Raw genomic sequence first — 26,741 nt, 5'->3', positions numbered from 1 at the left:
ATGTGGCTTATTTCTCTTGTTCGGCGTTATAGAGCGCAATGTCCCCCCGTTCGCCGGTACGGATGCGGATGGCGTCCTCTACCGGGATGACGAAGATGCGCCCGTCGCCTATCTCGCCCGTCTGGGCGGCTTTCAGTATCGCCTGGATGGTTTTCTCTACATTCTTTTCGCGCACCACGATGGAGAGCAGGATGCGCTCTATCGAGCTTGTATCGTACACCACGCCGCGGTAAATGCGGCCTTCGCGGGTCTTTCCTACGCCCCGCACGTCGTAATAGGAGAACCACTCGATGTCAGCATCCAGCAATGCTTGTTTCACATCGTCGAACCGTGTTCTCCGGATAATCGCTTCAATCTTTTTCATCTTGTATTTGTATTTTGTAGTTAGTACTTTGCCAGAAATGTTATCCCTCAATCTTTTACCTCTCGTTTATCCTATCAAAAACTTAAGCCTGCCACGAAATAGGCGCCTTCTGTTGCCGGGTTCCATATCGCCTGCGCAAAGACGGGCAGGGTCCACGAATCGGTGATTTTCAGTTCCTTGGTGGCTTTAATGCCTACCTCGCTCACGGCAAATCCGTTCTTGCCTCCGTTATAGAAATCGTTCTCCCAGGGCGTGGCGCCTACCGTGGCTTCCCAGTCAAGCCCGCCCAGACGGAAAGGAGCCGAAAGGGCGATGTATGAGGCATACGCACGGTCGCCGTCCGAATTATACCCTACATTGCCGGCGAAATTGGTGTACCAGTTTACGGCAAGCACGCCGAAATCATATCCCACTTGCGCCTCGAACGTGTGGTTCGTGTCGTGTGCTCCGTAATGGAAATACGCCGGCCCGTTGTTGAACCAATAGTCCGTTACAGATACGCTGAACCCGCCGATGCCATACCCCAGCGTAAGGTCGAACTCTTTCGTATCTGACTTCTCGAACCCTACCGACCCCCAAGCCGAGAGCGAGAACCCTTTGTAGGCGATGGAGAGCGAGGGTTGGATGCTGACATTCCCCAAATCTTGCCCGCGCCAGATATATCCGCTCATCAGGTCGGCTCCCACACTTGCTTCCACTTTGTCTTGTGCCATCAGCACTGCTGGAGATAGTATTGCAACTGCAATCCATGCTCCTCCTTTTTTAAGTAATCCTTTCATAGTTTCCTGATTTAATCATTCATACCATTTAAACTAACACATTTACAGTTGTTATCCCGGATAAACATCTTTTTGTTTTATTACACTGCAAATTTATGTCTTTTTGTTTTTATTTTAAGCTGAATGAGTGCACTTTTTAAGCATAATAGCTTGTTGTGTTTTAAATTGAAAGGATTTTCTATATAATGTGTTGCAAAATGAAAAATATTTTGATGAATTGTGGACGAAATGAAATCAAATAAAGATTTAATGTAAGTAAAAAGATTCAGTATTCCTTGTTTTGTTTTCTTTTTGTTTCTTGTGGGTGAGATTTTGTGTGCAAAAAGAAATGTCAGAAACTGTTTTGAATTTATTGTGTACTGATTTGGAATATGTTTTTGAGAACCCTTCCCGACCTTCCATTATGGGGGGAGGCTGGGAAGGGATGTAATGAGGAAGATAGCGGGTTGTTTGTTTTTTACCTGTTTCCCATATTTATTCGTCGGTAAGTTTCCGGGTCATCATGAGCTATCCCTTCTTCGTCCAATTCGTCAAGAATCATTGTGTCGGATGTTAATTCAACAATTAGAAAAGCTTCCTCATAATTACCGTATTCGTCTGTCCATGAAATATACAAACGGTCTCCATTTAGATAGTAAGTGCCATACTCATCTTCAGAAACAACCTGTCCATCGCTCATAAATATCCATATGCGGGAAGTATGAATTTCAGATTGCCATGCGCCTACAATCGAACTTTCAAGGTCATTATCATCATCCGAGCAGCTTACTGCCATCAATGCCATAACAGTAAATAGCCAAAATAATCGAATTGTTTTCATAAGTATTAAGATTAAAGAAGGTGTGCCGAAATAGGATTTGGCACACCTTACTCTTTGTTTGGTTTATATATCAGAAGTTTAGTCCCAATGTAATGGAAGTGGTTGCGAATTTTGTTTTTTCGGCTATCTCGTTGAAGTCGGTTCCATATTCTACTCCTACATGTAGTACACGGTAATCAAATCCTACACCAAGATGCCAGCCGGCTTGGAAGCGTCCCCAAGCTTCGTTGTCCATATCGTCATCGTCAAACAAATTCCAATCTTCCGAATCTGTATTACCGTCATAACTTATCTCGTATTTGTTTTTACCAAGCAAATTAATGCGAAAATCCAATCCGAAATAAGGACTGATAGAAAAATCATCTGTGATGTTGAACCGATACAATAAATTTACAGGAATATTCAGCGACAACATGTTGTATTTGTCAGAATAGCTGGCTTCATATCCGCCATAAGAATCAGATTCTTCGTCCTTATAGCTTCTGTACTGAACGCCTGCACCTACCTCCATGTACAAGGGTAACTTTTGGGTAAGCCCGAAGCCTCTTAACCAACCAACGGTCAATCCTTTGAATTTTATATCATCCGCATCGTCATAATCAAATTTCAACTTTGAAGGATTGTACGATACATAGATGCGATTCCATCCGCTAGTCTTTACGGAAGTGACATCAAATGAACTGCTGTTTGATGTGCTACTGGATGTGCCTGAATTAACGAACTGTGCAGAAGCACTGGTTGCCAAGCCTATAAAAGCCAACAACACAAATAACTTAAACTTTTTCATGATACATAAATTTAAAAGGTATTAGTAATTAAAGTTCATTCGCCAGATATTGGCTGTACCTGAGGTACTTCCACGTTGGGAAATAAAATAGATGTATTTCCCGTCTCTGCTCCATACGGGGCTGAGGTCATCGGCGGCATGGTAGGTGAGTTGTGTCATGTCCGTGCCGTCTGTTCTTGCTACAAATATGTCGGTATTCAAATAAGTGAATGTCCCTGATGTTATTTTGCTGCTTCCTACAAACAACAGCCATTTCCCATCGGGTGAAATTATTGGAGAAGTGAAACTTCGTTCGGGGTCAGAGATAATGCATTCCTCTGTGCCTGTATGATAATTTATTTTCCATATTTCGCTTTTTCCTGCTGCATTGGGACGGGTACATACAAATGCTTGTTCTGATTTTACAGGATACGGATTCATGCCACTGGTGAATGTTGAAAGGAAATTGTTTTGTACATTATAACTCCAGATACTGACACTTTTCAGCTCTTGTCTGGCAAAGAATATTTGTGTCATGTTTGTTGAATAAACGGGGGAATAATCTTGACTTCCACTGGTGATTTGCCGACACACATATCCCTCTTTGGCATCGGTGCGGAATATCTGGTTTGTTCCCCCGCGAGTTTCTGAAAAACAAATGTATTTTCCATCGGGTGAATAAGAAAAGTCCAGCACAGCCGAACGATTGGTTCGTTGTACAGAACCTCCTTGTTTGTTTAAATCTTTTATAAAGATGTTGGTCGTGTTGTTGCGTGCTGAAAGATAGGCGATATGTTGCCCGTCGGTTGAAGTGTCTAATATGCGATTGGAGAGCCAGTCAATGCGTTTGTTCCCGTTCCGTTTTACGATGGGCATACATACACAATCGGCATCTGATGTGATACGGATGAATTGGTTACTGGATTCTTCTGGAACTGAAACTACGGAGTAGTCTACTTGTTGTGCTTGGATATATCCGCCGAATCCGGTGAAAATGCATATGCCTGTCAATATAATTTGCTTTACTTTGTTGTTCATATTTTGTGTGTTTGACTGTTTAGATATACAAAGAAAAAAATATATATTAACAAAATGAAGTAAAAGTGTCCCCAATAAGTGTATATGTTTATATATTGGGGACATTTTACTTTAATTCATTCGAATAGCTGGCAAAGAAATCGTGCTTTAATAAAATGGAAATGCGCAATAACAAATCAGTGTCGATGGATTTCTTGTCGTATATTTTGTATACATTTGTTCTGCAATACGACAATTCTCTGGCCAGCCAAGATACTGTTTTTCCTTGTTTGTCCATTTCTTGTTTGATGAGTTGACCGATATGCATTGTTTTCATATATAATTAAGGTATAACAAAAATATAGGTAAACATTAAAAAAGATATGGGAATCTGTTTTCCGGTTTGTCTTGTTTCTTGAGAGTTTGCGTTATTCCCTTAGGAAAAGACAAGTATGAATGTCTTCATTCCGGAAAGATTGACATATCTTCATTTTGTTATCTTTTATCAGTTATGTTTTGCAATTATACTCTGCGCGGTATGGATTTGTGCATTTTTGTTGATGTTGTCACAGAACACAAGGGCTCACAGGCAACACTGCAAAGACAATTCCTTTTTTGTTTTTACAATATTCAGGAAGTAAAAGATAAACGCATGAAAAATATCTTTCTTTACATGTAATACCGTCTGCCATTATTCATAGTAATTGGTTAGACATAACAAAGATATAAGTAATCATGGAAAATTCAAAATTTTCATACATGCAATTTGTCAAAAACGGAATTTTTTTCATACATTTTTCCTATATGCTGGAGGAAATGTATGATAAGATGGTGTGCTGAAATAGGATTGAACTATCAAAAAGTATGTCTGGAGGCGCATAGCGAAGGATTTCGTATGCATCGGTTTATGTTTTCGAAATCCTTCACTGTGCTGGCAGTGATAAAATGAAAGCAGACTTTTATTTTGGTGCGGTTTCATGTCAGTAGTTCGGTTTCAGGTCCTACTTGGTTGTTCGTGGGTCTCGCGTTTCCATTGTTCTATCGGCATGCTATAGAGCCAGGAGGTTTTCTCCTCTTTGCGTTCTACGAAATAGACGTACGAGATATCGTTTTCCACAATATGGATGTTGTCGTTGGGCGTCACTACAAGGAGTTGGAGATGGAGTTGCTTGCACAGGGTGATGAGGTAGCGTGCCTTGTCTTCGTCCTGTGCCTTGAATGCCTCGTCGATTGCCACGAACCGGAACGAATCACTTTGCAATCCACTTTTGGTAAGTCCGAACTGGTAGGCAATGGCGGAACCGAGGATGGTATACGTCAGCTGCGCTTTTTCTCCTCCCGAAAGGTGTCCCATATTCTCATAGGTGGTTTCCTTGTGTCCGTTCTGGCGGTTGAATTCTTCTGCTTTGTAGGTGAACCAGAAGCGTACGTCCATAACTTTGGCTCGCCATTCCTCGTCTGCCAGACGGCTCATAAACGGTTCTACGTGTTCGTAGAAGTGTATTCGCCTGCCGTCGGATGTGGCATTGATTTTCTGTACATTCGGAACCGCTTCGTCCATAAGCCGTCTGAACTCGCTGGCTTCTTCACTGATTTGTGTAAGGGCGGTGAGCTGGATGTAGGTAACGGGACGCATCCGGTAATCGATGGCTTTCAACGAGTCATTGAGCATATCGATGTTGCTCTTGATGGTATGCATCCAGTTGATGAAGAACATCCGGAACTCGCCCACTTTATCGGTGAGTGTCTTTTGCAGATAGCCGTCGAATTGCTTTTCGTACTTGGGCAGGTTTTCTTTTTCCAGCCTTTCCAGCATTTGCCGGTAGGCGTCTATCAGTTCGATATGAGTGGCATCAGGCAAAGTGTCTACATCGGCACGCCAGTCTTTAAAACGGGTGAGGATATCCTCATCGGGATGCTTGAAGGCGGTAATTTTCACTTTTGCCTCGTCTTCGTATCCGCGTTTTTCCGTTTCCAGTTTTTTGCGCTCACGCTCGTTCTTTGCCTGGAACTTGCCGCGCTCTTGTTTCAATTGGTCGTAAGAAAGTTCGCACAAGTAGGCATAATTCTTTTCGAAATCAGTGAAGAGTAATGACCGGATGGACGAAATTACCCGTTGGTTTTCGTCTATTTCCCGTTGCAACTGTTCGATGCGGTATTCGGCATGAATCATTTTCCGGGTGTGTTCCGGAATGTCAGTCACCGAGAGGCGGTGCTGTTCTTCGTGTACATTTTCCAGTTGTGTCTGGAGGGTGTGCAGATGGTCATTCCCTTTTTCCAAGGCTTCTTTTTCTTCCTGTTTGCGTTGGATTTCGCCTACGAAGCTTTGCCAGTCTATTTTCTTGAAGTCAGGGAATAAGTCTACCAATCGGCGGTGCAAGGCACACCGGGCTTCTCCTTCTGCAGCTTCTTGCCGGATGCGGTCTATCTCTCGTGCAAGCGTGGCGTCCTGTTCCTGAAGTTGGAGCAATTCTTGTTGCAAGAGACGTATCTTTTCTTTATTCTCCCAGCCCAGAACAAAATTCTCACGGCGCAAGATGTGTGGACGATCGTCTTTCTCGTGGCGTTCGCCGGCAAATTTGACCAGTCCTTCGCGGGTAACCACTTTTTCTCGGTAACGCTCGAATGCGGACAGTGTATCGGCACATGTGTAGTTGTATTTTTCCAGAATCATGTCGCGCACCCATTCTTCGTATTCGCTATCGGGACGGATTTCAATCTTGTCGATGACTTGTCCTTCTTCGCCAGCGGAAAGCTGGTACGTCTGCATACCGGCAAGCGAACCTGAGGGCGTATAGCGGTAGAACATCACCCGTCCTTTCAAGTTGGTGGTATTTACGTATTCGTTGACCTGATGGTAATATTTGTCGGGCACAATAAGGTGGAGTGCGAAGTGGTGCAGGATTTTTTCCAGTGCTATTTCCCATTCTTTTTCGTCTTCAGCCACCCGGCATAATTCGCCAACGAAAGGAATTTCTTCTTTCGAAGCTCCTGTATGCGCTAAAATGGCGTCACGGATTTCGGTTTCGCGTAAGGGAATGTTGTTCTTGTTTTTCTGGAGCATTTCTACTGTGTGTACCAGCTCTTCTACCTGCTGTGCCAGTTTTTTTTGTTCATTTTCTGTCTGGACTTGTTTTCGGATACATGTTTCCTTGGTTTCCGTCCATTCTTCAATCTGTTGTGCAGCCTGGGCCCGCTGGGCGTTGAAGGTCTTTTCGTCGGGGTTGGGTGAGAACCCGGATTTGCTGGCAAGTTCGTTGTAAGTGTCCATTGATGCCATTCGCTCGTTGCGCACTTTTGAGAGGCGTTCGATGTCGGTTTCCAATTCTTTCAGTTTACGCCCGACTTCGTCTTTCTCGATGGCAAGCGAGAGTGTGCGTTCTTCCTGCTTCAGTTTTTCTTCACGCTGGCGCAGGTGTGCGATTTCGGTTTCCAGTTTTTCTTTTTCCTTCATTGCCACATCGAGTTTCTCCTTGGCAAGGTCTATCAGTTGTTTGGCAAACCAATAGACAGCTGTGTCTTTGTCGGTCATCAGCTGGTGAAGCCGTTCGTCGGCACTTTCTATTTGGGATGCCAGGCTGGCTATCGGCTGGAGCATCTCTATTTGGGTGCGTGCTTTCTCAATGTTGACTTTGGCGTCTATCAGGGTAGTAAAACTATCTTTCAGTTGTAGGTACTGGGATTCGGCATCGTGTTCTTCCAGCATATTGATGCGGATAAATTCATCGAGGTCGTCAAGCACTTTCACGCCCACAATCTGGTTGAACAGGCTCAGTGCCTTGACCGAACGCATACCGAACAGTTGGGTGATGCGCTCGGCATAGCCTACTGGTCCGTCGAAGAACTCAACCAGCGTGCGTGCTCCTTTGTAGGATGCCTCCAGCCTGCGCCGCCATACACCTTTGCCATCGAAGGGCTGAAAGTCTTTTTGTATTTCCAGGGGGACATGGGCAAGCCCGAAACTACGTCTCAGTTCTCCACCCGAGAACCAGCGCACCTGGAAGATGGTAACTACCCGCTGGTCTGTATTCGAAAACGAGGCGAGCAGCACCGAGTAGGCGCTTTTGTCACGTAAGGCTTGCGTGGTGACTCCCCGTTCACCTTCTTTCTGTATATTACCGTAATGTCCCAGTACATAGGTTTCTTCGGTACGGTTCCCTTTCTTTTCCACGCCCGAAGACTGATTATAGAAACGGTCTTTCTTAGCTGGCACCAGTAAAGTGAGCAACGCATCGATGATGGTGCTTTTGCCCGAAGCATTGGCTCCGGTAAGCAAGGCATTGTTGCCTTGTGGGGCAAGTCGGAAGATGCGTTCGTGGAATGTGCCCCAGTTATAGATTTCCATATAGTCGAGGCGGAACCCCGCCGTATCCGAAGATGTACTAAACAGATTCAACATAGCTTTCGAGTTTCTTTTTAAATTCTACCAATTGGTCGAGTGTGACCTTTTCTTTGATAATGCGGTGGATTTGATAAAAGGTACGCCCTTCTTGCTCTCTTTCTATCAGGAACCCCAGTTGCACCATACGGGCGATGTACGAGTCAAGTTCGTTTAAGAGCTTGACACGGTTGAAGCGTTCGGGGAGGAACAGTTCGATGCGTTCTTTCAGTTCCTTGCCGGTGATGTAGCATGCGGTGGTATATAGCTCGTCAAGGTTGCTGTCGAATTCTTCGAGCACCTCACGGAGGATGATGGCGAGCACTGAACATTCGAACCCCAGCGGCTTGCGGGGCACCAGTCCCAGGGTATTGCCACTCTCGTCGGTCATCTGTTTCAGGTAAGCGAATCCTTCGTCGCGTTTTACAATCAGTTCCAGCCCGATTTGTGAAATATATTTCTGGATTTCTGTCTGGTAATGTAACAGGTCGTTCCAGCATCGGTCGGTGGTATTTACCGGACCTTTCAACAGGCAGACCACTGCCCGTGCGTATGGGGAGATGTAAGATTCTAAGTTCATTCGTTTTTGAGTTTTAAGTTCTTGGGTTTTGGAGTTTGGGCTTACCACAGAGGAAATAATTGAAATACTCAGTGTCCTCTGTAAACATGCACTTCATCGCACGACAATGATTTCTGGAATAACAATTGCTTTGTGCTGTGTTTCGTCGAACGTTACGGTCTGTGTCCGCTCGGCATGGATGATATGCCGGAAATCGCGTATTACACTGATGTAGCCGAATAATTCCGACAAACCCTGCTGTAAGCCACCGTTTTCCTGGATGACATCGCCTAATGTAGTCTGACGCTTGTGTCGCAAGGCATGCTGAATGTGTTGTTTCAATGTGCGTCGGTCTATACGGTTTTGCACGAACAGGTTCTCTGCCGAATGGGCTTCGCTGATGTCCGAACTTGCCATTTCCAATGCTTGTCGATAGATGACTTCTACGTTTCGTTCCAAGGTAAGTTTCCGTTCCAGAGGCATATTGATGTCAGGTAGTGTTTCTACTTCCAGCGATACATCGGGCGTGATGCCTTTTTGTGCCAATGCTAACAGGGACGACTGGATGTCGGTTATCACCCGTTGGGTGGCAATGGTAGGTATCGTTCCGTTTTCGCAGATGATGCGGCTTAGTTTCTCTGCCATCTTGTCATTTGCCTGATATACTTTTTTCCCGGCGGAATAGAGGTATTGCTTCATATTTTTCAGGAAGGTGTCGTTCACCTCCAACCGCTTGTCGTCCAGCGTGTCGTAGAGGTGTTCCACCAGTTCATCCCATGTGTGTTGTAATGAAGGGGTCAGCAGGAAATCCCAAAAGGCATAAAAGCTTTTGCCTTGCGGACTCTGTTGTAGGTTTGCCAAGGCATCGAAGGTAAAGCCCAGGATGTCACCTTTTGAATATGCTCCGTCGGCATGTCGGCGGTAGATGTCCTTGGTAATGCTTTTAAAGTTTTCTTCTACCTCTTTGAAGTCGGAAAGCAATTCTTTTGCCGACTGGCTGATTTGCTTGAAGCGAGGCAATATCTGGTATTCCTCGAATATCTGTGCGTCACCTCCTGCACGGATGGACTGAATCTGGTGTTCTATCTCGCGCTTTTTCTCTTCCAGCATCCGTATGCGCTCTTCCTTGTCTTCGTTGGTAAACTCTACCAGTTCCTTCAGTTGTCCGAAGAGATTCATGAATTTCGATTCCGTGCCCACGAATTCCTCACGTTTCAGGCTCAGCAGCCAGTCGATGGTTTTGCTGGTATAGAGTGATAGCTCGTAAAATACTTCGCCTGTTTCTTCCTGATAGTTGCGCAAGAATCCTTTGTCGGTCCACCGTTGGATGTATTTGCCTGCCTTTTCCTCGAATGAATCGAATTCTGTGATGCCGCTTTCTTCGTCCTGTTCTAGTCGTACAGCGCTCAGGTAGTCGGCCAGTTGCATGCGTAAGGATTCGAAAGGCACGGCGGTCTGCCTATGATAGAACATTTTGAAAAGAAATAGGATAATCAGTTGCCGGTTGCGCAAGCGGAGCAGTTCCACGCAAGGCGAAGTTCGCAGGATTTCGGATAACACTTCAGTTTGTAACGCCATTCTTATTTTCAATTAGTGTGCAAAATTACAAACTTCTTGTGGAAATCAATGGCAGTGCTTGTGGAAAATTTTAAGGACTTCCGGAGAATATCCTATTCATATATCACCACAGAGGCCATGGGTAAAATGATTTCAGTGTGTCCTCTGTGGTGAATAGTTGAGGCAGGGTTATTCCGCCAGCGTGAAGTCGAGCTGCTTCTTCTCCAGGTTGGCGCGTGCCACCTTGATTTTCACCGGGTCGCCCAGGCTGAACTTGCGGTGATGGCGGCGTCCGATGAGGCAGTAGTTTTTCTCGTCGAACTCGTAGTAATCATCGCCCAGGTCGCGCATCGGTACCATGCCTTCGCACTTGTTCTCGTTGATTTCCACGTAGATGCCCCATTCGGTGACGCCCGAGATGACACCGTCGTACACGTTGCCGATACGTTCGCCCATAAACTCTACTTGCTTGTACTTCACGGAGGCGCGTTCGGCGCTTGCCGCGGTCTGCTCCATGGCAGAGCTGTGCTCGCACAATTCCTCGTACTTGTCGGCTTGGGCGGTGCGCCCTCCGGCTTCGTAGCGGGTGAGGAGGCGGTGCACCATCAGGTCGGGATAGCGGCGGATGGGCGAGGTGAAGTGGGTGTAATAGTCGAACGCCAGCCCGTAGTGCCCGATGTTATGGATGGAGTAGCGGGCTTTCTGCATGGCGCGGAGCGATACCGTCTCGATGAGGTTCTGCTCTTTCTTGCCCGACACGTCGCTGAGCAGGCGGTTGAGCGAGCGCGACACTTCGGTCTTGCTTCCCCCCGTGCGTATCTTGTAGCCGAAGCGGGCGATGAACTGGTTCAGGTTTTCCAGCTTCATCGGGTCGGGCAGGTCGTGGATACGGTAGGGGAATACTTTCGGCTTCTTGTTTTTGGGCACTTTGCCGATGTGTTCCGCCACGGTGCGGTTTGCCAGCAGCATGAATTCCTCTATCAGCTTGTTGGCTTCTTTCGATTGTTTGAAGTACACGCTCAGCGGCTTGCCTTTTTCGTCGATTTCGAATTTCACTTCCACGCGGTCGAAGTCGATGGAACCTGCTGCCATGCGCCGTGCGCGGAGCTGCTGGGCGAGGCGGTTCAGTTCCAGTATTTCGTAGGTATAGTCGCCCGTTCCGGTCTCGATGATGGCTTGCGCCTCTTCGTAGGTGAAGCGGCGGTCCGACTTGATGACCGTGTGGCGGATGCGGTAATCCTTCACTTCGGCGTTGTCGTTGAGGGTGAAGATGACCGAGTAGGCGAGCTTTTCTTCATTAGGGCGGAGCGAGCAGATGAAGTTGCACAGGCGTTCGGGAAGCATCGGGATGGTGCGGTCGACCAGGTATACCGAGGTGGCGCGCTTCACGGCCTCCTTGTCGATGGCGCCGCCTTCCTTCACGTAGTGCGACACGTCGGCGATATGCACGCCCACTTCCCACAGCCCCGGCTTCAGCGGGCGGATGGAGAGGGCATCGTCGAAGTCTTTCGCGTCCTTGGGGTCGATGGTGAAGGTGGTCACGGTGCGGAAGTCCTCACGCTCGGCATAGTCCTCGGGGGTGATTTCCGCCGAGAGCTTCTCCGCCGCGGCTTCCACCGATGCCGGATAGGTATAGGGCAGCCCGTATTCCGCCAGGATGGCATGCATCTCGGTATTGTTGTCGCCTGCTTTGCCCAGCACGTCCACTACTTCGCCGAAAGGATTCTTCGCCTCGTCGGGCCACTCGGTGATGCGCACCACCGCCTTGTCGCCGTTCTTTCCGCCTTTCAGCTTTTCCTTCGGGATGAAGATGTCGTTTGCCAGCGTGCTCGATTCGGTGAGCAGGAAAGCGTAGTTCTTGGTCACTTTCAGCGTGCCTACGAAGGTGGTCTTGGCGTGTTCCAGAATTTCGATGACCTGCCCTTCGGGTTCTTTGCGCTTGCGGCGTGCACAAAGGCTCACTTTTACCCTGTCACCGTTCATGGCGTGTGCCGCGTTGCGTTCGGCGATGAAGATGGGTTCTCCTCCGTCATCGGGCGTAAACGAGTTCTTACCGTTGCTTTTGCGCTGGAAGATACCGGTCAGCACTTGTCCTTTATCGTTCAGTTTATATTGTCCGTCTTCGGTTTTGATGAGGAATCCGTCCTCAGCCATTTCTTGCAGGATATCCGTGCAGAGCATTTTCAAGGGGTGTGTAGTGAGTTTCAACCCCCTGAACAATTGTTTCAGCCCGAAGGCCTGTCCTGCCCGCAGTTGGAAATAACTGATGAGCAGTTCGGCGAGTTCTTTTTTCTTCATGCGTTTCCCGCCTTTTTTTTCTTTCTTCTTCTTAGCCATAGTCGGTAGTTTTTTTTCTTCCTACAAAGTAAAGAAAATAAATGGAATCTTGTTTGTTTTGAGGCATTTTTATTTAGATAGTCTTCAATCGTGGCAGATATTCATGAAGGCTAATTGTAATTGTAATGATTGTAACGCCTTTTGTGTAATCTGTGGTGAGAACTAAGCTCCGAAGTCTCCCCGCAACGTCCGCTTGATGCGCCGGATGGCTTTCGCCCAAAAGCCGTTGGTGCGGTGATAATAGCGGGCGAAGGCACGGCGGGCTTCTTGGTTCTCCGCGATGGGGGAAATAGGGACGACGGGGAGCGGATGCATCCACAGGTCGGAAGCATAGAGGCCTCCGCCTCCGCAATTCGTGCCCGTGCCGTCGAATCCGGTGTTCTGCACCAGCGACTTGCCCACGTTCAGCGAAAGGATGCCGGCGAGGAAGAGGCTGGCGTTCCAGCGTATCGCCCACGAATTGTTCTTGCCCGCAATCTGGCGGCGGAGCATGCGGGTGAAGGGATAGTTGCCTCCGAAGTCGAAGGTGCGGGTGAGGCGGCGCGCTTCCAGCTGGGCGAGCAGGGCTTTCCCGTCGGGATTGAAATGCCGCCATGCCCGTGCCCACGTTGCCCATCCCCAGCTTCCCGTCCACTTGATGAGGAACGTGTCGGGCAAGGCTGGGTCTTTCGTAAAGTCGCACGCCTGAATGTGTCCTACCCGCTCTTCGTCCTTGTACGTTTCCAGCGCATCGTTCATAAAGCGCAGGAAGTAGGGCGACACCACTAAGTCGTCTTCCAGCACAATCACACGTCCGTAAGCGTTGACCTGCGTGCTCACGCCATCGATGATGTTGCGGGCAAGCCCCCAGTTCTCTGTACGTTCAATGATTTTTATCTGCCCGAAGCCATCGATGCTCCGGATGTACCGGCGCACTTCTTCCACGCGGGGAGCATCGGCTTCGCCTCGTGCCTGGTCGGCGTAGATGATGAGGGGGCTGGCGGAAGCCTCGGCGTTAGACTTTAATGACTCGATAACCCGGCGTGTGTGCCCGGGACGGTTGTAGACGAATAGGAGAATCGGAGCGTACATGGTTTCAGTGAGTAATTAACAATTAACAATTAATAATTAATGGCGGGCTGTTTCGAGTAAGAAGTGAGGCGCTTCCTTGCGGGTCTGCCGGCGGACGCACCTGACTGCGTGCGTCTTTCCACTTAGCTTCAGGGCAAGGCGCAGATAGGTGCATCCGTCTTTCCACTTGTGATGGACGAAGGCGAGCAGGCTTTTCTTCACGCAGGCAAGGACGCTATAGGCGAAAGCGCTCCCGAAAGTGCGGTTCAGGTTGGTATATTCGGAGAGCAGATACACGTACTCGGTGCGGAAAAACACCTCACGGGTGACGGGGCGCGATTGGCGGTCGTGGTTCCCGTAAGCTCCCGGCACATAGCCCACTTTCAATTTGTGGTAATGCAGGCGGTTCACGTAGTCCTTGTCCTCGCCATAATGGTAGAAGAGAGGCGAAAATCCGCCCAGCCTCTTCAGCGTGCGGACGGGAATGAACCAGAATGCCGCGTTGATAAAGGGAGCTTCTGTCACGTCCCGGTCGCGCGGAATGCGTGCAGGGTCGGTCTGATGCACATGACTGGCGAATCCGTGGTCCAGCTGGTTGCCCGTCCCGTTCAGATGTACAGGCGAGAGGATGCCGTATTCGGGATGCTTCTCTGCCTGACTTGCCAAAGAGCCGATGGCGTCCGGTGCCACCCATGCGTCCTGGTTCAGCAGGAATACGGCGTCATAGCCTTCCTCCAAGGCAAGGCGCATGCCGATGTTGTTCGCCCGTCCGAACCCTAAATTCTTCCCGTTGGCAAGGAGGCGCACATGCGGGTAAGCGTCCCGGACGGTTTGCACAGTATCGTCTTTCGAACCATTGTCGATAACCAGCACATCGGTGGGACACGCGGAATGCATTAAGCTTTCCAAGCAAGGCTTCATCCACCTCTCAAAGTTATAAGATACAATGATAGTCAATATTTTCATGGCTCTTGATTTATTTCGTAAACAACATCAGCAGTGTAGTCCATCGGTCGCGCAGACGCTTGACGAGGCTCACGGCAGGCACGCCCGTCCACGCTTTTGCTTTCTTCCAAAAGCAGGCTTCATCGCCCAACCCTTTTTGTTTTTCAAGAAGGCGGAAGAGGCGGTACAGCCCTCGCTTCTTCTCGTAAGGCAGGTGCCATACGGCAAGATGCTCGTCTTCGGGACGGACGTTGTTGAATTGCGGCGAAGTCCACATCCGCTTCACGTAGCGGTTGGCTATGGCGTTGCGCAGGTTCAGCCGCTCGGCAAGGATGCTGAGCACGTGCGCTTCCTCGTTCAGCTTCGGGATGTTTCGCGATGTACGATTGAGGTTGAATTGCCACAATTCGCGGAACGCCCTGTTGATGAGGCTCACCTTGTCGCCCCGCAGGGTGATGAACTCGCCACCGTAATAAGCAAGGGGCGAACGGGGAGGCTCGCCGTAGCATGCCTCGTAGAACGCTTCCATTTGGGGCAAGGTAATGCCGTTGATAGAAACGGTACGGTCGGTGATGAACTCATAGAGCGCGCTTCCCCGTTTGCGTGTCTCGTCGAATAGCGGGCCGAGCGAAGAGCGGCACAGGCAATCGGCGTCGCATACCAGCACCGTGTCGTCCGCCTGCATCCTGCCTTCCATGTCCCGCAAGATATCATACAGATAGAACTGGTTTTGCCACGCCCCGTACCAGTCCTTCGGCGGACGGCACGTATAGGGGAGCGTGATGACCTTGACACGCAAGGCATCAAACGTTTCCAGCAAGAAGCGAGGCAAGCTGTCACGTTGTAGGTTGGTGAAGAACAGCAGCCCTGCCTCGGGATTATAACGGCGGAACGTGTGGAAGAAGGGCACCTGAATCTGCATATAGATGGAATGCACCAATGCCGAGTCGCCCTTCTGCCCCATCTGCGGATAGAAGCTCGCCTCGTCCGCCGATTCGCGGTAAAACCAAGTGATGATGTAGTTCATATCGTTAATAATTAATAGTTAACGACGGCAAGCCAACAACCGCTGCCGTCATTAACTATTTGTTACGGTTTCAAAGTTAGTTCTATTTCCCGAAAAACCGCTTCGGAAGCGAATAAAAATGTGCGCCGTACCCCGAGAACAGGCCTTGAAAAACGTGCAAAATGTGTTTTAGAGGTCTGAATTGCATTTTGCACGTTTTTCGAAGGATAATCAAGCGAAAAGCACCAACTGTAGGGGCGGGGTCTGCCCGCCCTTGCGATATTTACAGCTGCACTTGTATGCTCAGTTTTCCGCCCAAACCTTTGGTCACAATGTCGTATAAGGTAGACAAGGTCAGTGTTTCCTCGTTTATGCAGGATTATAAACAAAATATTAAATTGTCATTATGTATATGTAAATGTTGATTTGCGTCAATATTTTGTTACATATTTAATATTTTGATATCATATTGCATATGTAAATAATGTTATGTGTTTATCTTTGTACAGCTAAATGTAAATTGCAAATGCAAGTGGAGAAATCATTCCAACATCAAGGGGGGATTCTTCTTGGATAGATTGTGTTGACAAAACAACCGATGATACAGCAAATGGAAAGTATGGTACAACAGCGAAAGTATTATATAAAATTTGTTCAGGTTGTGGAGTGGCTGCAGCTGCAGTAATTTGTTTATTTAAAAAAAGTAAATTATGGCAAAAGATAAAATTGTAAGGTGGGGATGTATGGCTATTGTGATACTCGCAATAATCATAACGGCTTTTTTTATGGTACTTTATTTTATAAAATAATAAGATAAGATTCGTATTGCAGGGGTGGAGTTGCCGTGACGGAATACATTCATATAGGGTGTTTTTAGACAGCGATTCCATCCCTGCAACGTTTCTTGTCAGAATAAGTAATGCCTAATCCACTCGTTCACGTCGTAGGCGGCACGGACGTGTTCGGGCACCTTGGCAAGAGGACTTTCGATGAAGGCACGGAGCCGCTCTATCGGGTCTTTTCCAAGGATAAAGACGTTCTGCGGACGATAGAAGTCATAGCGTGCTATCTCCGGATTGTTCGTCAGGAGCTTCTTGTCATAAAAGAGGGCTTCGAGGGGGCGGCGGGTCAGTCCGGTCTGTCCCTGCTGGCAGATGTCGATGACGCAACGGGTGTGGGCAAGGCGGTCGAGGTACTGGGGATAAGTGAGCTTCTCCGACGGGGTGCGGGGAATGACGAAATCACACACAAGGCCTTCAGACTCCAGACTGGTACGAAGGTCATGAAGAAGTCCGGCACGGTTTTTGGGCAGCCCGCAGAAGAAACAATCGGAAGTGATATCATCGGATTGGCTTTCGGGATAGCGGAAGTATTGTCCCGTGCACTCCATTCCGTATCGCTTTGCTTCGCAAGGGTCGAAACTCGTCAGACGGTATCCGAGGGAGCGGATGGCTTGCAGTTCTTCGGCAGGACGGCGAAAGGTGGTGCCTACGGGGTTGCAATAGTAGATGTAGCAGGGCACGTCCTTAGGCAGATAAGGACGGATGGCACGGAGCACCCGCACATTGCACGCCTCGTAAATCAAAATGGCATCGCCGGGACGGGCATGGATAATCCGGTCGAAGTGTTCTTTCGGAAACCAATAATACAGGATTCGCTTGGGCAGGGGGATGCGTCCGGCAAGCAGGCTTCGGGTGATTCCCTTGAAGCGTCCGGCGGGATAGCGCAGGAAGTCGGGCAGCATCACGATGTGCTGCTTCACTTCGGGCTTCAAGCCTTCGAAGATTTCAAGCGGGGGGCTGACTACGTAAAGGGTGCTCATGGAGTATGTTGAAACGCAGATTAACGCGGATTTCCGCAGATTGTTTTTATTATATGAATTTCGCATTCCACCCAATGCCTTGTAGGGGCAGGGTCTGCCTGCCCGAAAACGTCTACGTGAATGCATACGGGCGGGCTAACCCCGCCCCTACAGGGAATGATTGCGGATATTCAAATTTTACTATTTGGTTTCGCCTTCGAAATGGTAAACTATTTTATCGGCGTAAGGAACCTGAAACGTTTCGTATTTCTCGCCGTTTACCCATAACTCTGCCGGGGCAATATTGAATGAAATATAATTCTTTTGATTATAATATTCATAACGACCGTCATAAAGCGAAGAAAAAACAATTCGGATGGTAGGCGGTGCTCCCAATCCACCGTAAATGATAGCATCTTCAGGATATAATCTAAAATTGGTATAAGTCTCACCTGTTGCATTTAAAAATTCATATCCGGCAGTAACCGTAATTTCGCCGATATCACACAGCCGTTGGGCTACGCTTTTATCCGAAACCATTTTGGCTATCGGCTCCAACGGCATAATAAACATCAGTGAATCGCGGGAGCGGGCTACGGTTTTTAAGGTATCAAGAGTCAGACTATCCTTACGGCAAATTACTTCTACTGTTCCGTAATAATCATCCTTCATATTAAAAAGGAACCGCTGGATTTCATCACGTGAAAAGAGGTCTTCGTCTTTGTTGCAACTCATAAAGCAGCAAAGGCTAAGGAGCATCGCTCCTACTAATAAGCATCTTGTTTTCATAACGCGTTGGTATTTTAGATTGTCTTTTATGCCATTTTTCCTGTCGCCAGTTCGTGCTCAAGGTATTCGTACACGTATGCGGTGCTTTGCGAAAACAGCCCCGTGCGGAGGTTTGTCAGCTTGGCATAGGTGTCCGAAGTATAGAGTGTACGGAGGGCTTCTTTCAAATCCATTCCGTGCTCTTCCATTAAGAGGAGCACGATTTCCTTGGATAGTTCTTCTATCATAAATGTTTCTTTGGTCATAGGGTTTTGAGTTTTTTCAGATAACGGATTGCTTTTTCTGTGCCGAAAAAATATTGGATGGTGACTCCTTTCATATATTTCAGTTCTTCGATGAACTGGTTTTTGTTTATCAGTCCTGCCGTGAATCGCCGTATTTGAAGGCCGACCGCATCGTTTGCTATCGGTCCAATGACAATGTCATAATCGTGTGCAGGAGTTCGGGTACGGTTCCGGCGGTTCATCAATATGAATTCCGCCCATTCCTGGCTATATGTTTGGAAATGGAGAACGGACAAATTTGCGCTCTGCAAATTGGTTTCATCGAATTCGTAAACATTCAGTACAGGATTTCCTGTTCCGATTTGCTCTGTTTTCCGCTTTGCCAGTGCGAGTGCTTGCTCTTTGTCTGCCGAAAGATAGAATCCGCATCCGAAATCTTTGCCCACTTTCGATTGTGAGAGGTCTATATCTGTGATGTCAATATTTGAACCGTGATAAAGTATCATACCAACGCTCCTCCTTTCCGGTGGCAATAAGAGGTGAGGTCTGCTATCACATCCTCAAAGGAAAAGGTGTGTTCGACATCATAAAAACGAGTCACAAAGTCGATACCTTTAAACCTGTCTAAATAACGATAGGCTTGTGATGGGGTAAGCGAATGTGCTGTGGCAAATTCGCTGATTACGGCGATGATATAAGCCACTTTATCTTTGGTGTTAGGTTCTGTTTTCATAATGGATTGGTATTTTGATTGTTTCCACAAATGTAGCAAAGTTCCGTTACTTTACAAACGATTTATGCGCGTTTCTTCCTAAACAGGTAATCGATGCATTCTTGCAGGATTTCGGCACGAGCAAGCCTCATTATGAGGAAATAGCATCCTGCCGCAACAATGATTTTCGTAAGGAAAGTAATGAGAAGCGGTCCTCCCATCCATGCCGTTATTGCCCAGCCGGAGGCACAGGCTGCGAGGGCGGTGAGGAGGAAGGGAGCAAGGTCGAGCAGGAGCATTCGCAGGCTGAGACGGATAAAGCGGCGGGCAAAGCGTTGCCACACGAAGAGCCAGCCCACGTTGATGCATACGCCTGCAATGACCATCGCGTAGATATTGCCTCCGAAGCGGGCAATCAGCAATACCGTTGCCAACTGGAGCACGACCTGGGCGATGATGTTCCACATGTAAATGTTCGATTTCCCCTGGCTGATGATGAGGTTCGAAAACAAGGTGTTGAGAGGAATGAACGCACCTCCGATGCAGAGCAACTGCATCAGGGGGATGCTGCCCGTCCATTTCTCGCCTACGGTGAGCAGAATCAATTCGTGTGTCACGATGCTTAGCCCGAACATTGCCGGAAAAGCAAGAAAGGCGCAGAAGCGGAGAATCTTGCGGAACACACGCAGGGAGCGTTCGCGGTCGTCATTGATGCTTGCCAATACGGGTTGTGCCACGCTGCCCATCATTCCCGTAATGAACTGGTGCCCCGTGCCGTTCCATTTGTTCGCCTGATTGTAGTTGCCCACGGCTTGCGGATTGAAATACTTTCCCAGTATCACCGAGAGCAGGTTGTTGTTCAGCTGGTTGGCGATGTTTGTTATCAGGAGTTTGCTGCTGAAGGCAAAGAGCGGTTTCAGCGGCCGGAAATCGATGCGGAACGTGGGCCGCCAAGGCGAGAAATACCACGTGCAGAGCGTTACGGTTATCAGGTAAGTAAGGCTTTGCGTGGCGATGCCCCAATAAGAGAAGCCATTGAAGGCGAGCGTGATGCCCAGACATCCCGACACCACGTGGGCGATGATGCCCGAAAGCGCTTGCTGGCGCACCTTCAGGTTGCGGAATAGATAGGCTCCTTGCGCCGTGCCGAGGCTGGCAATGGGAATGGCAAGAAAGCAATAGCGTGCCAGCGGGATGAGTTCGGGTTCCTGATAGAAGTGGGCGATGAGCGGGGCGCAGAAGAAAAGGAGCAAATAAGCGCCTGTCCCGATGAACACGCTGCACCAGAACACGGCGTTGTAGTCTTCGTGCCGGATGTTCTTCACGTTCACCAATGCCGCCCGGAATCCGCTTTCCTGCAACGAGTTCCCGATGAGGGTGAAGACGGTGAGCATTCCCACCATGCCGTATTCCGCCGGTCCGAGAATCCGTCCCAAGATAATGCCGAACAAGAGCACAAGCAATTGCTGGGCACCGTTGTTGACGGCTCCCCAGAACAGTCCTTTCGCGGTCTTTTCCTTTAATGATTGTTCGGGCATAGGGTTGGTGTTTTTTTCACCACAGATTACACAGATTTATTTATTAGGATTGCCTCTGTGTTTTTATTTTAATTACTTAATCTGTGTAATCTGTGGTGAAAATAAAAAGCTACTTCACTTCGCTACCTGGCTTCACTTCGCGCAAGACGGAAGTGACCGCCAGTGAGCCGTCGAAGTTTTCGGCACTCAATATCATGCCTTCGCTCACTAAGCCGTTCTTGAACTGGCGCGGGGCGAGGTTGGCGATGAACAATACTTGCTTACCCACCAGTTCTTCGGGCTTGTAGTGCTGGGCGATGCCGCTCACGATGGTACGGTTTTCCAGTCCGTCGGCTATCTTGAACTTCAGGAGCTTCTTCATCTTGGGCACGTTTTCGCATTCCAGCACCGTGCCTACGCGGATGTCCAGCTTGTCGAAGTCTTCGATGCTGACCGTCGGCTTCACGGGATTAGCCTTGTAGGCGGCAGCCTCGTTCGCCTTCTTGGTGGCGAGCAGCTTGTCCACTTGCGCCTGAATGACGTCGTCTTCTATCTTTTCGAAGAGCAGTTCCGCCTTGTTCAGCACGTGTCCGGCTTCCAGCAGGTCGGTACGTCCCAATTGTTCCCAGCTGAAAGTCTCCATGTTCAGCATCTTGCGCAGCTTTTCGGAACTGAAGGGCAAGAAAGGCTCGAACGCGATGGAAAGGTTCGCCACCAGTTGCAGGGCGATGTTGAGGATGGTTGCCACGCGGTCCATGTCCGTCTTCGCCAGCTTCCACGGTTCGGTGTCGGCAAGGTATTTGTTGCCGATGCGTGCCAAGTTCATAGCTTCCTTTTGCGCGTCGCGGAACTTGAATACGTCAAGCAGTTTCTCTACCTGTGCCTTCACGTCGGCAAATTCCTGCAGGGTCGCCCGGTCGTAATCGTTCAGCTCGCCGCAAGCGGGCACCTTGCCTTCGAAATACTTGTGGGTCAACACTAAGGCACGGTTTACGAAGTTTCCGTATACAGCTACCAGCTCATTATTGTTGCGTGCCTGGAAGTCTTTCCACGTAAAGTCGTTGTCCTTTGTCTCCGGTGCGTTGGCGGTGAGCACGTAGCGTAAAACATCTTGCTTGCCGGGGAAATCTTGCAGGTATTCGTGCAGCCATACCGCCCAGTTGCGTGAGGTGGAAATCTTGTCTCCTTCCAGATTCAGGAACTCGTTGGCGGGGACGTTGTCGGGCAGGATGTAGCTGCCTTCCGCCTTCAGCATGGCAGGGAACACGATGCAGTGGAACACGATGTTGTCCTTTCCGATGAAGTGGATGAGGCGCGTTTCGGGGTCTTTCCACCATTTCTCCCACGAGTCGGGCAGCAGTTCCTTGGTGTTCGAGATGTAGCCAATCGGAGCGTCAAACCACACATAAAGCACCTTGCCTTCGGCACCTTCTACCGGGACAGGGATGCCCCAGTCGAGGTCACGGCTTACGGCGCGAGGCTGAAGTCCCATGTCGAGCCACGACTTGCATTGTCCGTACACGTTGGGCCGCCATTCCTTGTGGTCCTCCAAAATCCATTTGCGCAGCCATGCCTCGTGCTTGTCGAGCGGCAGATACCAGTGCTTGGTTTCCTTCATCACCGGCTGGCTCCCGCTGATGGCACTCTTCGGGTTAATCAGCTCGGTGGGCGAAAGGGTGGAGCCGCATTTCTCGCACTGGTCGCCATAAGCGCCCTGCGCGTGGCAACGCGGACATTCGCCCGTGATGTAGCGGTCGGCAAGGAAGGTCTTCGCTTCCTCGTCGTAATACTGCATCGAAGTCTTCTCGATGAACTCACCTTTGTCGTAGAGGGTGCGGAAGAACGCCGACGCCGTGTCGTGGTGCACCTTCGAAGTGGTCCGTCCGTATACGTCGAACGAGATGCCGAACTCCTTGAATGAGTCTTTGATGAGCTTGTGATAGCGGTCCACGATATCCTGCGGCGTGCATCCTTCCTTCTTGGCGCGGATGGTGATAGGCACACCGTGCTCGTCCGAGCCTCCGATAAATAATACTTCTTCTTTCTTCAGGCGCAGGTAGCGCACGTAGATGTCGGCAGGCACATATACGCCCGCCAGGTGTCCGATGTGGACCGGCCCGTTGGCGTAAGGCAATGCCGAGGTGACAGTAGTCCGTTTGAATTTCTTTTCCATATAGCGTATGTTTTTTCTTTGATACTAAATAACTTTTGCAAAGATAGCGAATTTAAATGAAGAATGAAGAACGAAGAATGAAGAATCTTGCGGTTGCGCTTTTCCCTTCTTTTCCCTAAATTTGCAGAGACCAAAACCTTATGTGCGTATGAAACCGATGATATGTTTCTTATTGCTTGCCTTAGGAGCCTGCGGAGGACAGCAGAAGACAGGAACTCCGCTTGCGGCTGAAACCGATACGATACAGGTAAAGGAACCGGACAAAGAACCGATAACCTTGGAGCGTGAGACCGGAAAGCCGGTTTATGACATGATAGAAGGAGATACGGTCTACAGATATGCGGACAGCGGGCCGGAGTTTTCCATTCCTAAGCCTTACGGCTCGGAATATAATACGGGCTTGGAACACTACATACAAGAAGCCGTGAAGGACATCCACATCGGTGAAGGCATCTCTGTGGTCTATTTTGTGGTCAATAAAATGGGATTGCCTTGTCACGTCACCCTCGCAAGGTCGGCAAAGGTATTTGCGCCTGATGCCCGTTCATACCGCCAAATGGATTCCATTGCTTGCGAGGTGGTCCGCAACCTGCCTTACTTCATCCCTGCCAGCCTTAACGGGGAGCCGGTCAACCATCTGATAGGAGTAGCGGTAAGGTTTAAATAAATGGGTAGTATTCAGATTATTTAAAAGGTTGTTATTATCTTCTTTTCTCAGCGCAGATAACTTCGTCTGGTGTAAGATTATTAATCTTACAGCGGATAGACCTATATGCGTTGAAAGCTATGAATACATTCCTGCAAACTCTTTAGGGCTGTAACAGGCATGAAACCATAGGCAAAAGCGTAATGTCCAAACGTATGGACATAAAAAAAGGAGTACCGCTGTACTCCAACCTTTGTTAACCTTAAATCTAATACTATGAAAAACACGTTGCAAAGGTACGGACTTCTGGGAAATATGCAAATGTTTTGACTAAAATAAAATGTTTTATAACAAGAATTAAGGGATGACAACCTCTGTTTTCAGTACGGCTCTTTTTTAAGCGGTGTTTTTGTGTTTTCTTTTGAAATCTGGAAAGAAACATGGTGAACTGTTTTGAATTTATCGTGTGCTGATTTGGAATGAGTTTCTGATGTATATTCGCTTGTGTGATATATGTAGCTTTTTTGTTAAAGAAATGCAAAATGCAGCGCTTGTAAGGTTACAACTTGCGGATTGTTTTTCTAACTTCGCGCCGGATTTAGAAAGAGTCCGCCCTACGAATATGACACAGAAGAAAACTTACATCGTCCGTTTTAGTAACAAAATTCATGATTTCCACGCATGGGGCGTGGCGGCTTTGATTTGATGGCCGGCTTCGGTATACGACAACGGGGATTTCTATTTTTTCATTCAACCATTTTTTAATCAGTTACATTATGAGCAAAAACTTTAGGCTCATAGTGCCTTGCTTGGTGGCACTATGCAGCCTGCACCTTTGTGCCCAACCGCGAGTGATGGGCATCGATGAACTGTTCCGCCTTGCCGATGTGAACAGTACAAGCATACAGGCGTATGCGACAGGAAAAGAAGCTGCCGCCGAAGCGCTGAAGGCGGCAAAAGCGCAACGTCTGCCTGACATCAGCGCCTCGCTTTCGGGCAGCTATTGGGGCGACGGGAAGCTGTGGAACCGCGATTTTGGCAATGCCACCCACATCGACATGCCCCACTGGGGGAACAATTTCGCCCTCGAAGCCCAACAGGTTATCTATGCCGGAGGGGCGGTGAACAGCGGTATCGAGCTGGCAAGGCTTGATAAGCAAAAGGCGGAACTGGACTGGGAGAAGAACCGGCAGGATGTCCGCTTCCAGCTCGTGGGATATTACCTCGACTTGTACAAGCTGAACAACCAGGCGCAGGTGCTGGAAAAAAACCTCGCCCTCGCCCTGCAGGTGATAGCCGACATGCAGGCACGGCGCGAGCAGGGCACCGCTTTGCAAAACGACATCACCCGCTATGAGTTTCAGAAAGAAAATCTGAAACTGCAATTGGCGAAGGTGAACGATGCGTGCAAGATAGTAAACCACCGGTTGGTGACTATCCTGCACTTGCCCGAAGAGACGGTCGTCGTGCCTGACACAACCCTGCTTGCCACCGAAGTGCAGACACTAAGCGAAAATGACTGGCAGGAGCTTGCCACACAGACCAACATCGACTTGCGGCAGGCGGCGACGGGCATCGAGACGAGCAAGCAACTGGTGAAACGCGAACGCTCGGAACGCTTGCCTAAGGTGTCGCTCTTTGCCGCCGAACATCTGGATGGACCTATCACTATCGAAGTACCCGTTTTGGACAACAACTTCAACCAGTGGTACGTGGGCGTAAGTGTGAGTTATAACTTCTCGTCGCTCTTCAAGAATACCCGCAAGCTGAAGCAGGCACGGCTGAACGTGCGCCGGGCGCAAGAGACACACGGGCTGGCACAAGAGCAGGTGGAAAATGCCGTACAGGCAAGCTATACTTCTCTGCTGACTGCTTTTACCGAGCTGCGGACTCAGGAGAAGAACGTGCAGCTTGCTAATGAGAATTACAGCGTGACCAGCAACCGCTACCGCAACGAGCTTGCCCTGCTGACCGACATGTTGGATGCCGGCAACACCAAACTGAGCGCCGATCTTGCACTGGTGAACGCCCGCATCGACTTGGTTTACCATTATTATCAGATGAGATATGTGACACATACGTTGTAATTTTAAGGAGTTAAAGGAGTTAGAGGAGTTATCACTCCGCTTCGCTTCGTTAGGAGTTAAGCCAATAGTTTTTACTCCTTAACTTCTTAACTCCTTAACTCCTTAATTTCTTAACTCCTTAACTCCTTAATTTCTTAACTCCTTAATTTCTTAACTTCTTAACTACCAAACTCAATAGACTTATGCTTACAAAAAAGACTAAAAAACAGATTTATAATACCGTAGTGATTGCCCTGCTTGCCGTGGGACTGGTTTACGTTTGCTCGCGCTTCATTCATTTGGGTGTGGAATATACCGATAATGCGCAGGTGCGTCAACATATTACGCCCGTCAATACCCGTGTGCAGGGTTTTATCAAGAAGATTTATTTCGAAGAATACCAGCCGGTGCGCAAAGGCGATACCTTGCTGGTGATAGAAGACACCGAATTCCGCCTGCGCCTTGCTCAGGCAGAAGCTGACCTTGCCAACGCCCTTTCGGGACGCCGTGCCACATCGACCGGTATCGCTACTACACAAAACAACCTGCGTGTAAGCGATGCGGGCATCGAAGAAGTGCGGGTGCAGATGCAGAACGCCGAGCGTGAATGGCACCGCTACGAGAAACTTCTGAAGCAAGATGCCGTGACACCTCAACAATACGACCAAGTGCACACGGCATACGAAGCTATTAAGGCACGTTATGAACAGCTCTTGCGTGCCAAGCAATCGACCGCCCTCACCCGTGATGAGCAGACGCACCGGCTGGAGCAGAACGAAGCGGGCATCCGGCTGGCGGAAGCAGCCGTGGATTTGGCAAAGCTGAACCTGTCGTACACCGTGATTGTCGCCACTTGCGACGGCGTGACGGGGCGCAAGGATATTCATGAAGGGCAGCTGGTGCAGCCCGGACAAACAATGGTGGATATCGTAGACGGGCAGGACTTGTGGGTCATTGCCAACTACCGTGAGACCCAACTTCCGCACATTCATGTAGGTTCGGAAGTGATGCTTACCGCCGATGCCGTTCCGGGTGTGACCTATACCGGCACGGTGGAATCTATCTCGGATGCCACGGGAGCCGCCTTCTCGCTCATCCCACAAGACAATGCTACAGGCAACTTTGTAAAGGTGGAACAGCGCGTGCCTGTCCGTATCAGCCTGAAAGGTAACGATGTGGAGAAGCTGAGTCTTCTGCGTGCTGGGCTGAATGTGGAATGTAAAGTGAAGCGTTGA

At 48.9% G+C, this 26,741-nt stretch carries 23 protein-coding genes; 3 read left to right on the top strand and 20 right to left on the bottom strand.

Annotated features, from left to right (window positions below):
• Positions 1 to 7: 7 nt before the first annotated feature.
• The 20 genes from B5G04_RS01390 to metG form a co-directional block, all read right to left on the bottom strand.
• A complete protein-coding gene (locus B5G04_RS01390) occupies positions 8 to 364 on the bottom strand; it encodes a P-II family nitrogen regulator (RefSeq protein ID WP_013618448.1) in 357 nt (118 codons plus the stop codon).
• A gap of 74 nt (positions 365 to 438) precedes the next feature.
• A complete protein-coding gene (locus B5G04_RS01385) occupies positions 439 to 1,143 on the bottom strand; it encodes a hypothetical protein (RefSeq protein WP_087395327.1) in 705 nt (234 codons plus the stop codon).
• A 457-nt stretch (positions 1,144 to 1,600) separates the two neighbouring features.
• Positions 1,601 to 1,963: a hypothetical protein gene (locus tag B5G04_RS01380; RefSeq protein WP_022040778.1), complete on the bottom strand. Its 363-nt coding sequence runs from the start codon at positions 1,961 to 1,963 to the stop codon at positions 1,601 to 1,603.
• A 70-nt stretch (positions 1,964 to 2,033) separates the two neighbouring features.
• A complete protein-coding gene (locus B5G04_RS01375; RefSeq protein WP_022040777.1) occupies positions 2,034 to 2,750 on the bottom strand; it encodes an outer membrane beta-barrel protein in 717 nt (238 codons plus the stop codon).
• Between the two features lie 21 nt (positions 2,751 to 2,771).
• Complete coding sequence (locus B5G04_RS01370; RefSeq protein ID WP_022040776.1) at positions 2,772 to 3,767, bottom strand: PD40 domain-containing protein; 996 nt, start codon at positions 3,765 to 3,767, stop codon at positions 2,772 to 2,774.
• A gap of 106 nt (positions 3,768 to 3,873) precedes the next feature.
• A complete protein-coding gene (locus tag B5G04_RS01365; RefSeq protein WP_204246982.1) occupies positions 3,874 to 4,083 on the bottom strand; it encodes an XRE family transcriptional regulator in 210 nt (69 codons plus the stop codon).
• A gap of 657 nt (positions 4,084 to 4,740) precedes the next feature.
• Entirely contained in the window at positions 4,741 to 8,145 is a 3,405-nt protein-coding gene (locus B5G04_RS01360; protein WP_022040773.1) for an SbcC/MukB-like Walker B domain-containing protein, read from the bottom strand.
• Positions 8,129 to 8,704 (bottom strand): DUF4194 domain-containing protein, encoded by a 576-nt coding sequence (locus B5G04_RS01355; RefSeq protein WP_022040772.1) that lies wholly within the window; start codon positions 8,702 to 8,704, stop codon positions 8,129 to 8,131. The genes B5G04_RS01360 and B5G04_RS01355 overlap by 17 nt, the downstream gene beginning before the upstream one ends.
• Before the next feature lie 93 nt (positions 8,705 to 8,797).
• Positions 8,798 to 10,261, bottom strand: a complete 1,464-nt coding sequence (locus B5G04_RS01350; RefSeq protein ID WP_022040771.1) for a DUF3375 domain-containing protein — start codon at positions 10,259 to 10,261, stop codon at positions 8,798 to 8,800.
• Positions 10,262 to 10,429: 168 nt separating this feature from the next.
• Entirely contained in the window at positions 10,430 to 12,577 is a 2,148-nt protein-coding gene (rnr, locus tag B5G04_RS01345; RefSeq protein ID WP_087248652.1) for a ribonuclease R, read from the bottom strand.
• Positions 12,578 to 12,739: 162 nt separating this feature from the next.
• Positions 12,740 to 13,648, bottom strand: coding sequence for a glycosyltransferase (locus tag B5G04_RS01340; RefSeq protein ID WP_087395324.1), 909 nt, complete (start codon positions 13,646 to 13,648; stop codon positions 12,740 to 12,742).
• 36 nt (positions 13,649 to 13,684) lie between these two features.
• Positions 13,685 to 14,593, bottom strand: a complete 909-nt coding sequence (locus B5G04_RS01335; RefSeq protein WP_087395321.1) for a glycosyltransferase family 2 protein — start codon at positions 14,591 to 14,593, stop codon at positions 13,685 to 13,687.
• Positions 14,594 to 14,603: 10 nt separating this feature from the next.
• A complete protein-coding gene (locus B5G04_RS01330) occupies positions 14,604 to 15,599 on the bottom strand; it encodes a hypothetical protein (protein WP_087395318.1) in 996 nt (331 codons plus the stop codon).
• 886 nt (positions 15,600 to 16,485) lie between these two features.
• Positions 16,486 to 17,400, bottom strand: coding sequence for a hypothetical protein (locus tag B5G04_RS01325; RefSeq protein WP_087395316.1), 915 nt, complete (start codon positions 17,398 to 17,400; stop codon positions 16,486 to 16,488).
• A 180-nt stretch (positions 17,401 to 17,580) separates the two neighbouring features.
• Positions 17,581 to 18,168, bottom strand: coding sequence for a DUF4840 domain-containing protein (locus B5G04_RS01320; RefSeq protein WP_143270406.1), 588 nt, complete (start codon positions 18,166 to 18,168; stop codon positions 17,581 to 17,583).
• A gap of 26 nt (positions 18,169 to 18,194) precedes the next feature.
• Positions 18,195 to 18,413, bottom strand: coding sequence for a hypothetical protein (locus B5G04_RS01315; RefSeq protein WP_022039230.1), 219 nt, complete (start codon positions 18,411 to 18,413; stop codon positions 18,195 to 18,197).
• On the bottom strand, positions 18,410 to 18,898 hold the full coding sequence (locus B5G04_RS01310; RefSeq protein WP_087395313.1) for a DUF3990 domain-containing protein: 489 nt from the start codon (positions 18,896 to 18,898) through the stop codon (positions 18,410 to 18,412). Before B5G04_RS01310 ends, B5G04_RS01315 begins: the two co-directional genes overlap by 4 nt.
• Positions 18,895 to 19,125 (bottom strand): DUF3791 domain-containing protein, encoded by a 231-nt coding sequence (locus B5G04_RS01305; protein WP_087395310.1) that lies wholly within the window; start codon positions 19,123 to 19,125, stop codon positions 18,895 to 18,897. Before B5G04_RS01305 ends, B5G04_RS01310 begins: the two co-directional genes overlap by 4 nt.
• A 62-nt stretch (positions 19,126 to 19,187) precedes the next feature.
• On the bottom strand, positions 19,188 to 20,642 hold the full coding sequence (locus B5G04_RS01300; protein WP_087395307.1) for a lipopolysaccharide biosynthesis protein: 1,455 nt from the start codon (positions 20,640 to 20,642) through the stop codon (positions 19,188 to 19,190).
• Between the two features lie 109 nt (positions 20,643 to 20,751).
• A complete protein-coding gene (gene metG, locus B5G04_RS01295) occupies positions 20,752 to 22,794 on the bottom strand; it encodes a methionine--tRNA ligase (RefSeq protein WP_087395303.1) in 2,043 nt (680 codons plus the stop codon).
• 148 nt (positions 22,795 to 22,942) lie between these two features.
• Here metG and B5G04_RS01290 point away from each other — a divergent pair, with 148 nt between their 5' ends.
• From B5G04_RS01290 to B5G04_RS01270, 3 genes are all read left to right on the top strand, one after another.
• Positions 22,943 to 23,461 (top strand): hypothetical protein, encoded by a 519-nt coding sequence (locus B5G04_RS01290; protein ID WP_143270405.1) that lies wholly within the window; start codon positions 22,943 to 22,945, stop codon positions 23,459 to 23,461.
• Between the two features lie 755 nt (positions 23,462 to 24,216).
• The gene (locus B5G04_RS01275) at positions 24,217 to 25,527 is read left to right on the top strand and encodes a TolC family protein (RefSeq protein WP_087395294.1); all 1,311 of its coding nucleotides are present in this window, start codon (positions 24,217 to 24,219) and stop codon (positions 25,525 to 25,527) included.
• Between the two features lie 182 nt (positions 25,528 to 25,709).
• A complete protein-coding gene (locus tag B5G04_RS01270) occupies positions 25,710 to 26,741 on the top strand; it encodes an HlyD family secretion protein (protein WP_087248670.1) in 1,032 nt (343 codons plus the stop codon).

It is taken from the genome of Bacteroides sp. An51A (genome assembly GCF_002161565.1).
Classification (GTDB): Bacteria; Bacteroidota; Bacteroidia; order Bacteroidales; family Bacteroidaceae; genus Phocaeicola; species Phocaeicola intestinalis.
Note: the sequence above shows the minus strand (reverse complement) of the source record. Positions and strands in the feature narration are given on the sequence as shown.

Bases quoted from the DNA above. Each gene is read 5' to 3' on its own strand.
- B5G04_RS01270 (WP_087248670.1), top strand. From the start codon at position 25,710: ATGCTTACAAAAAAGACTAAAAAACAGATTTATAATACCGTAGTGATT.
- B5G04_RS01390 (WP_013618448.1), bottom strand. From the start codon at position 364: ATGAAAAAGATTGAAGCGATTATCCGGAGAACACGGTTCGACGATGTG.
- B5G04_RS01370 (WP_022040776.1), bottom strand. From the start codon at position 3,767: ATGAACAACAAAGTAAAGCAAATTATATTGACAGGCATATGCATTTTC.
- metG (WP_087395303.1), bottom strand. From the start codon at position 22,794: ATGGAAAAGAAATTCAAACGGACTACTGTCACCTCGGCATTGCCTTAC.
- B5G04_RS01330 (WP_087395318.1), bottom strand. From the start codon at position 15,599: ATGAACTACATCATCACTTGGTTTTACCGCGAATCGGCGGACGAGGCG.
- B5G04_RS01310 (WP_087395313.1), bottom strand. From the start codon at position 18,898: ATGATACTTTATCACGGTTCAAATATTGACATCACAGATATAGACCTC.
- B5G04_RS01380 (WP_022040778.1), bottom strand. From the start codon at position 1,963: ATGAAAACAATTCGATTATTTTGGCTATTTACTGTTATGGCATTGATG.
- B5G04_RS01350 (WP_022040771.1), bottom strand. From the start codon at position 10,261: ATGGCGTTACAAACTGAAGTGTTATCCGAAATCCTGCGAACTTCGCCT.
- B5G04_RS01290 (WP_143270405.1), top strand. From the start codon at position 22,943: ATGAAACCGATGATATGTTTCTTATTGCTTGCCTTAGGAGCCTGCGGA.
- B5G04_RS01325 (WP_087395316.1), bottom strand. From the start codon at position 17,400: ATGAGCACCCTTTACGTAGTCAGCCCCCCGCTTGAAATCTTCGAAGGC.
- B5G04_RS01365 (WP_204246982.1), bottom strand. From the start codon at position 4,083: ATGAAAACAATGCATATCGGTCAACTCATCAAACAAGAAATGGACAAA.
- B5G04_RS01385 (WP_087395327.1), bottom strand. From the start codon at position 1,143: ATGAAAGGATTACTTAAAAAAGGAGGAGCATGGATTGCAGTTGCAATA.
- B5G04_RS01335 (WP_087395321.1), bottom strand. From the start codon at position 14,593: ATGAAAATATTGACTATCATTGTATCTTATAACTTTGAGAGGTGGATG.
- B5G04_RS01355 (WP_022040772.1), bottom strand. From the start codon at position 8,704: ATGAACTTAGAATCTTACATCTCCCCATACGCACGGGCAGTGGTCTGC.
- B5G04_RS01300 (WP_087395307.1), bottom strand. From the start codon at position 20,642: ATGCCCGAACAATCATTAAAGGAAAAGACCGCGAAAGGACTGTTCTGG.
- B5G04_RS01340 (WP_087395324.1), bottom strand. From the start codon at position 13,648: ATGTACGCTCCGATTCTCCTATTCGTCTACAACCGTCCCGGGCACACA.
- rnr (WP_087248652.1), bottom strand. From the start codon at position 12,577: ATGGCTAAGAAGAAGAAAGAAAAAAAAGGCGGGAAACGCATGAAGAAA.
- B5G04_RS01275 (WP_087395294.1), top strand. From the start codon at position 24,217: ATGAGCAAAAACTTTAGGCTCATAGTGCCTTGCTTGGTGGCACTATGC.
- B5G04_RS01375 (WP_022040777.1), bottom strand. From the start codon at position 2,750: ATGAAAAAGTTTAAGTTATTTGTGTTGTTGGCTTTTATAGGCTTGGCA.
- B5G04_RS01305 (WP_087395310.1), bottom strand. From the start codon at position 19,125: ATGAAAACAGAACCTAACACCAAAGATAAAGTGGCTTATATCATCGCC.
- B5G04_RS01360 (WP_022040773.1), bottom strand. From the start codon at position 8,145: ATGTTGAATCTGTTTAGTACATCTTCGGATACGGCGGGGTTCCGCCTC.
- B5G04_RS01320 (WP_143270406.1), bottom strand. From the start codon at position 18,168: ATGAAAACAAGATGCTTATTAGTAGGAGCGATGCTCCTTAGCCTTTGC.
- B5G04_RS01315 (WP_022039230.1), bottom strand. From the start codon at position 18,413: ATGACCAAAGAAACATTTATGATAGAAGAACTATCCAAGGAAATCGTG.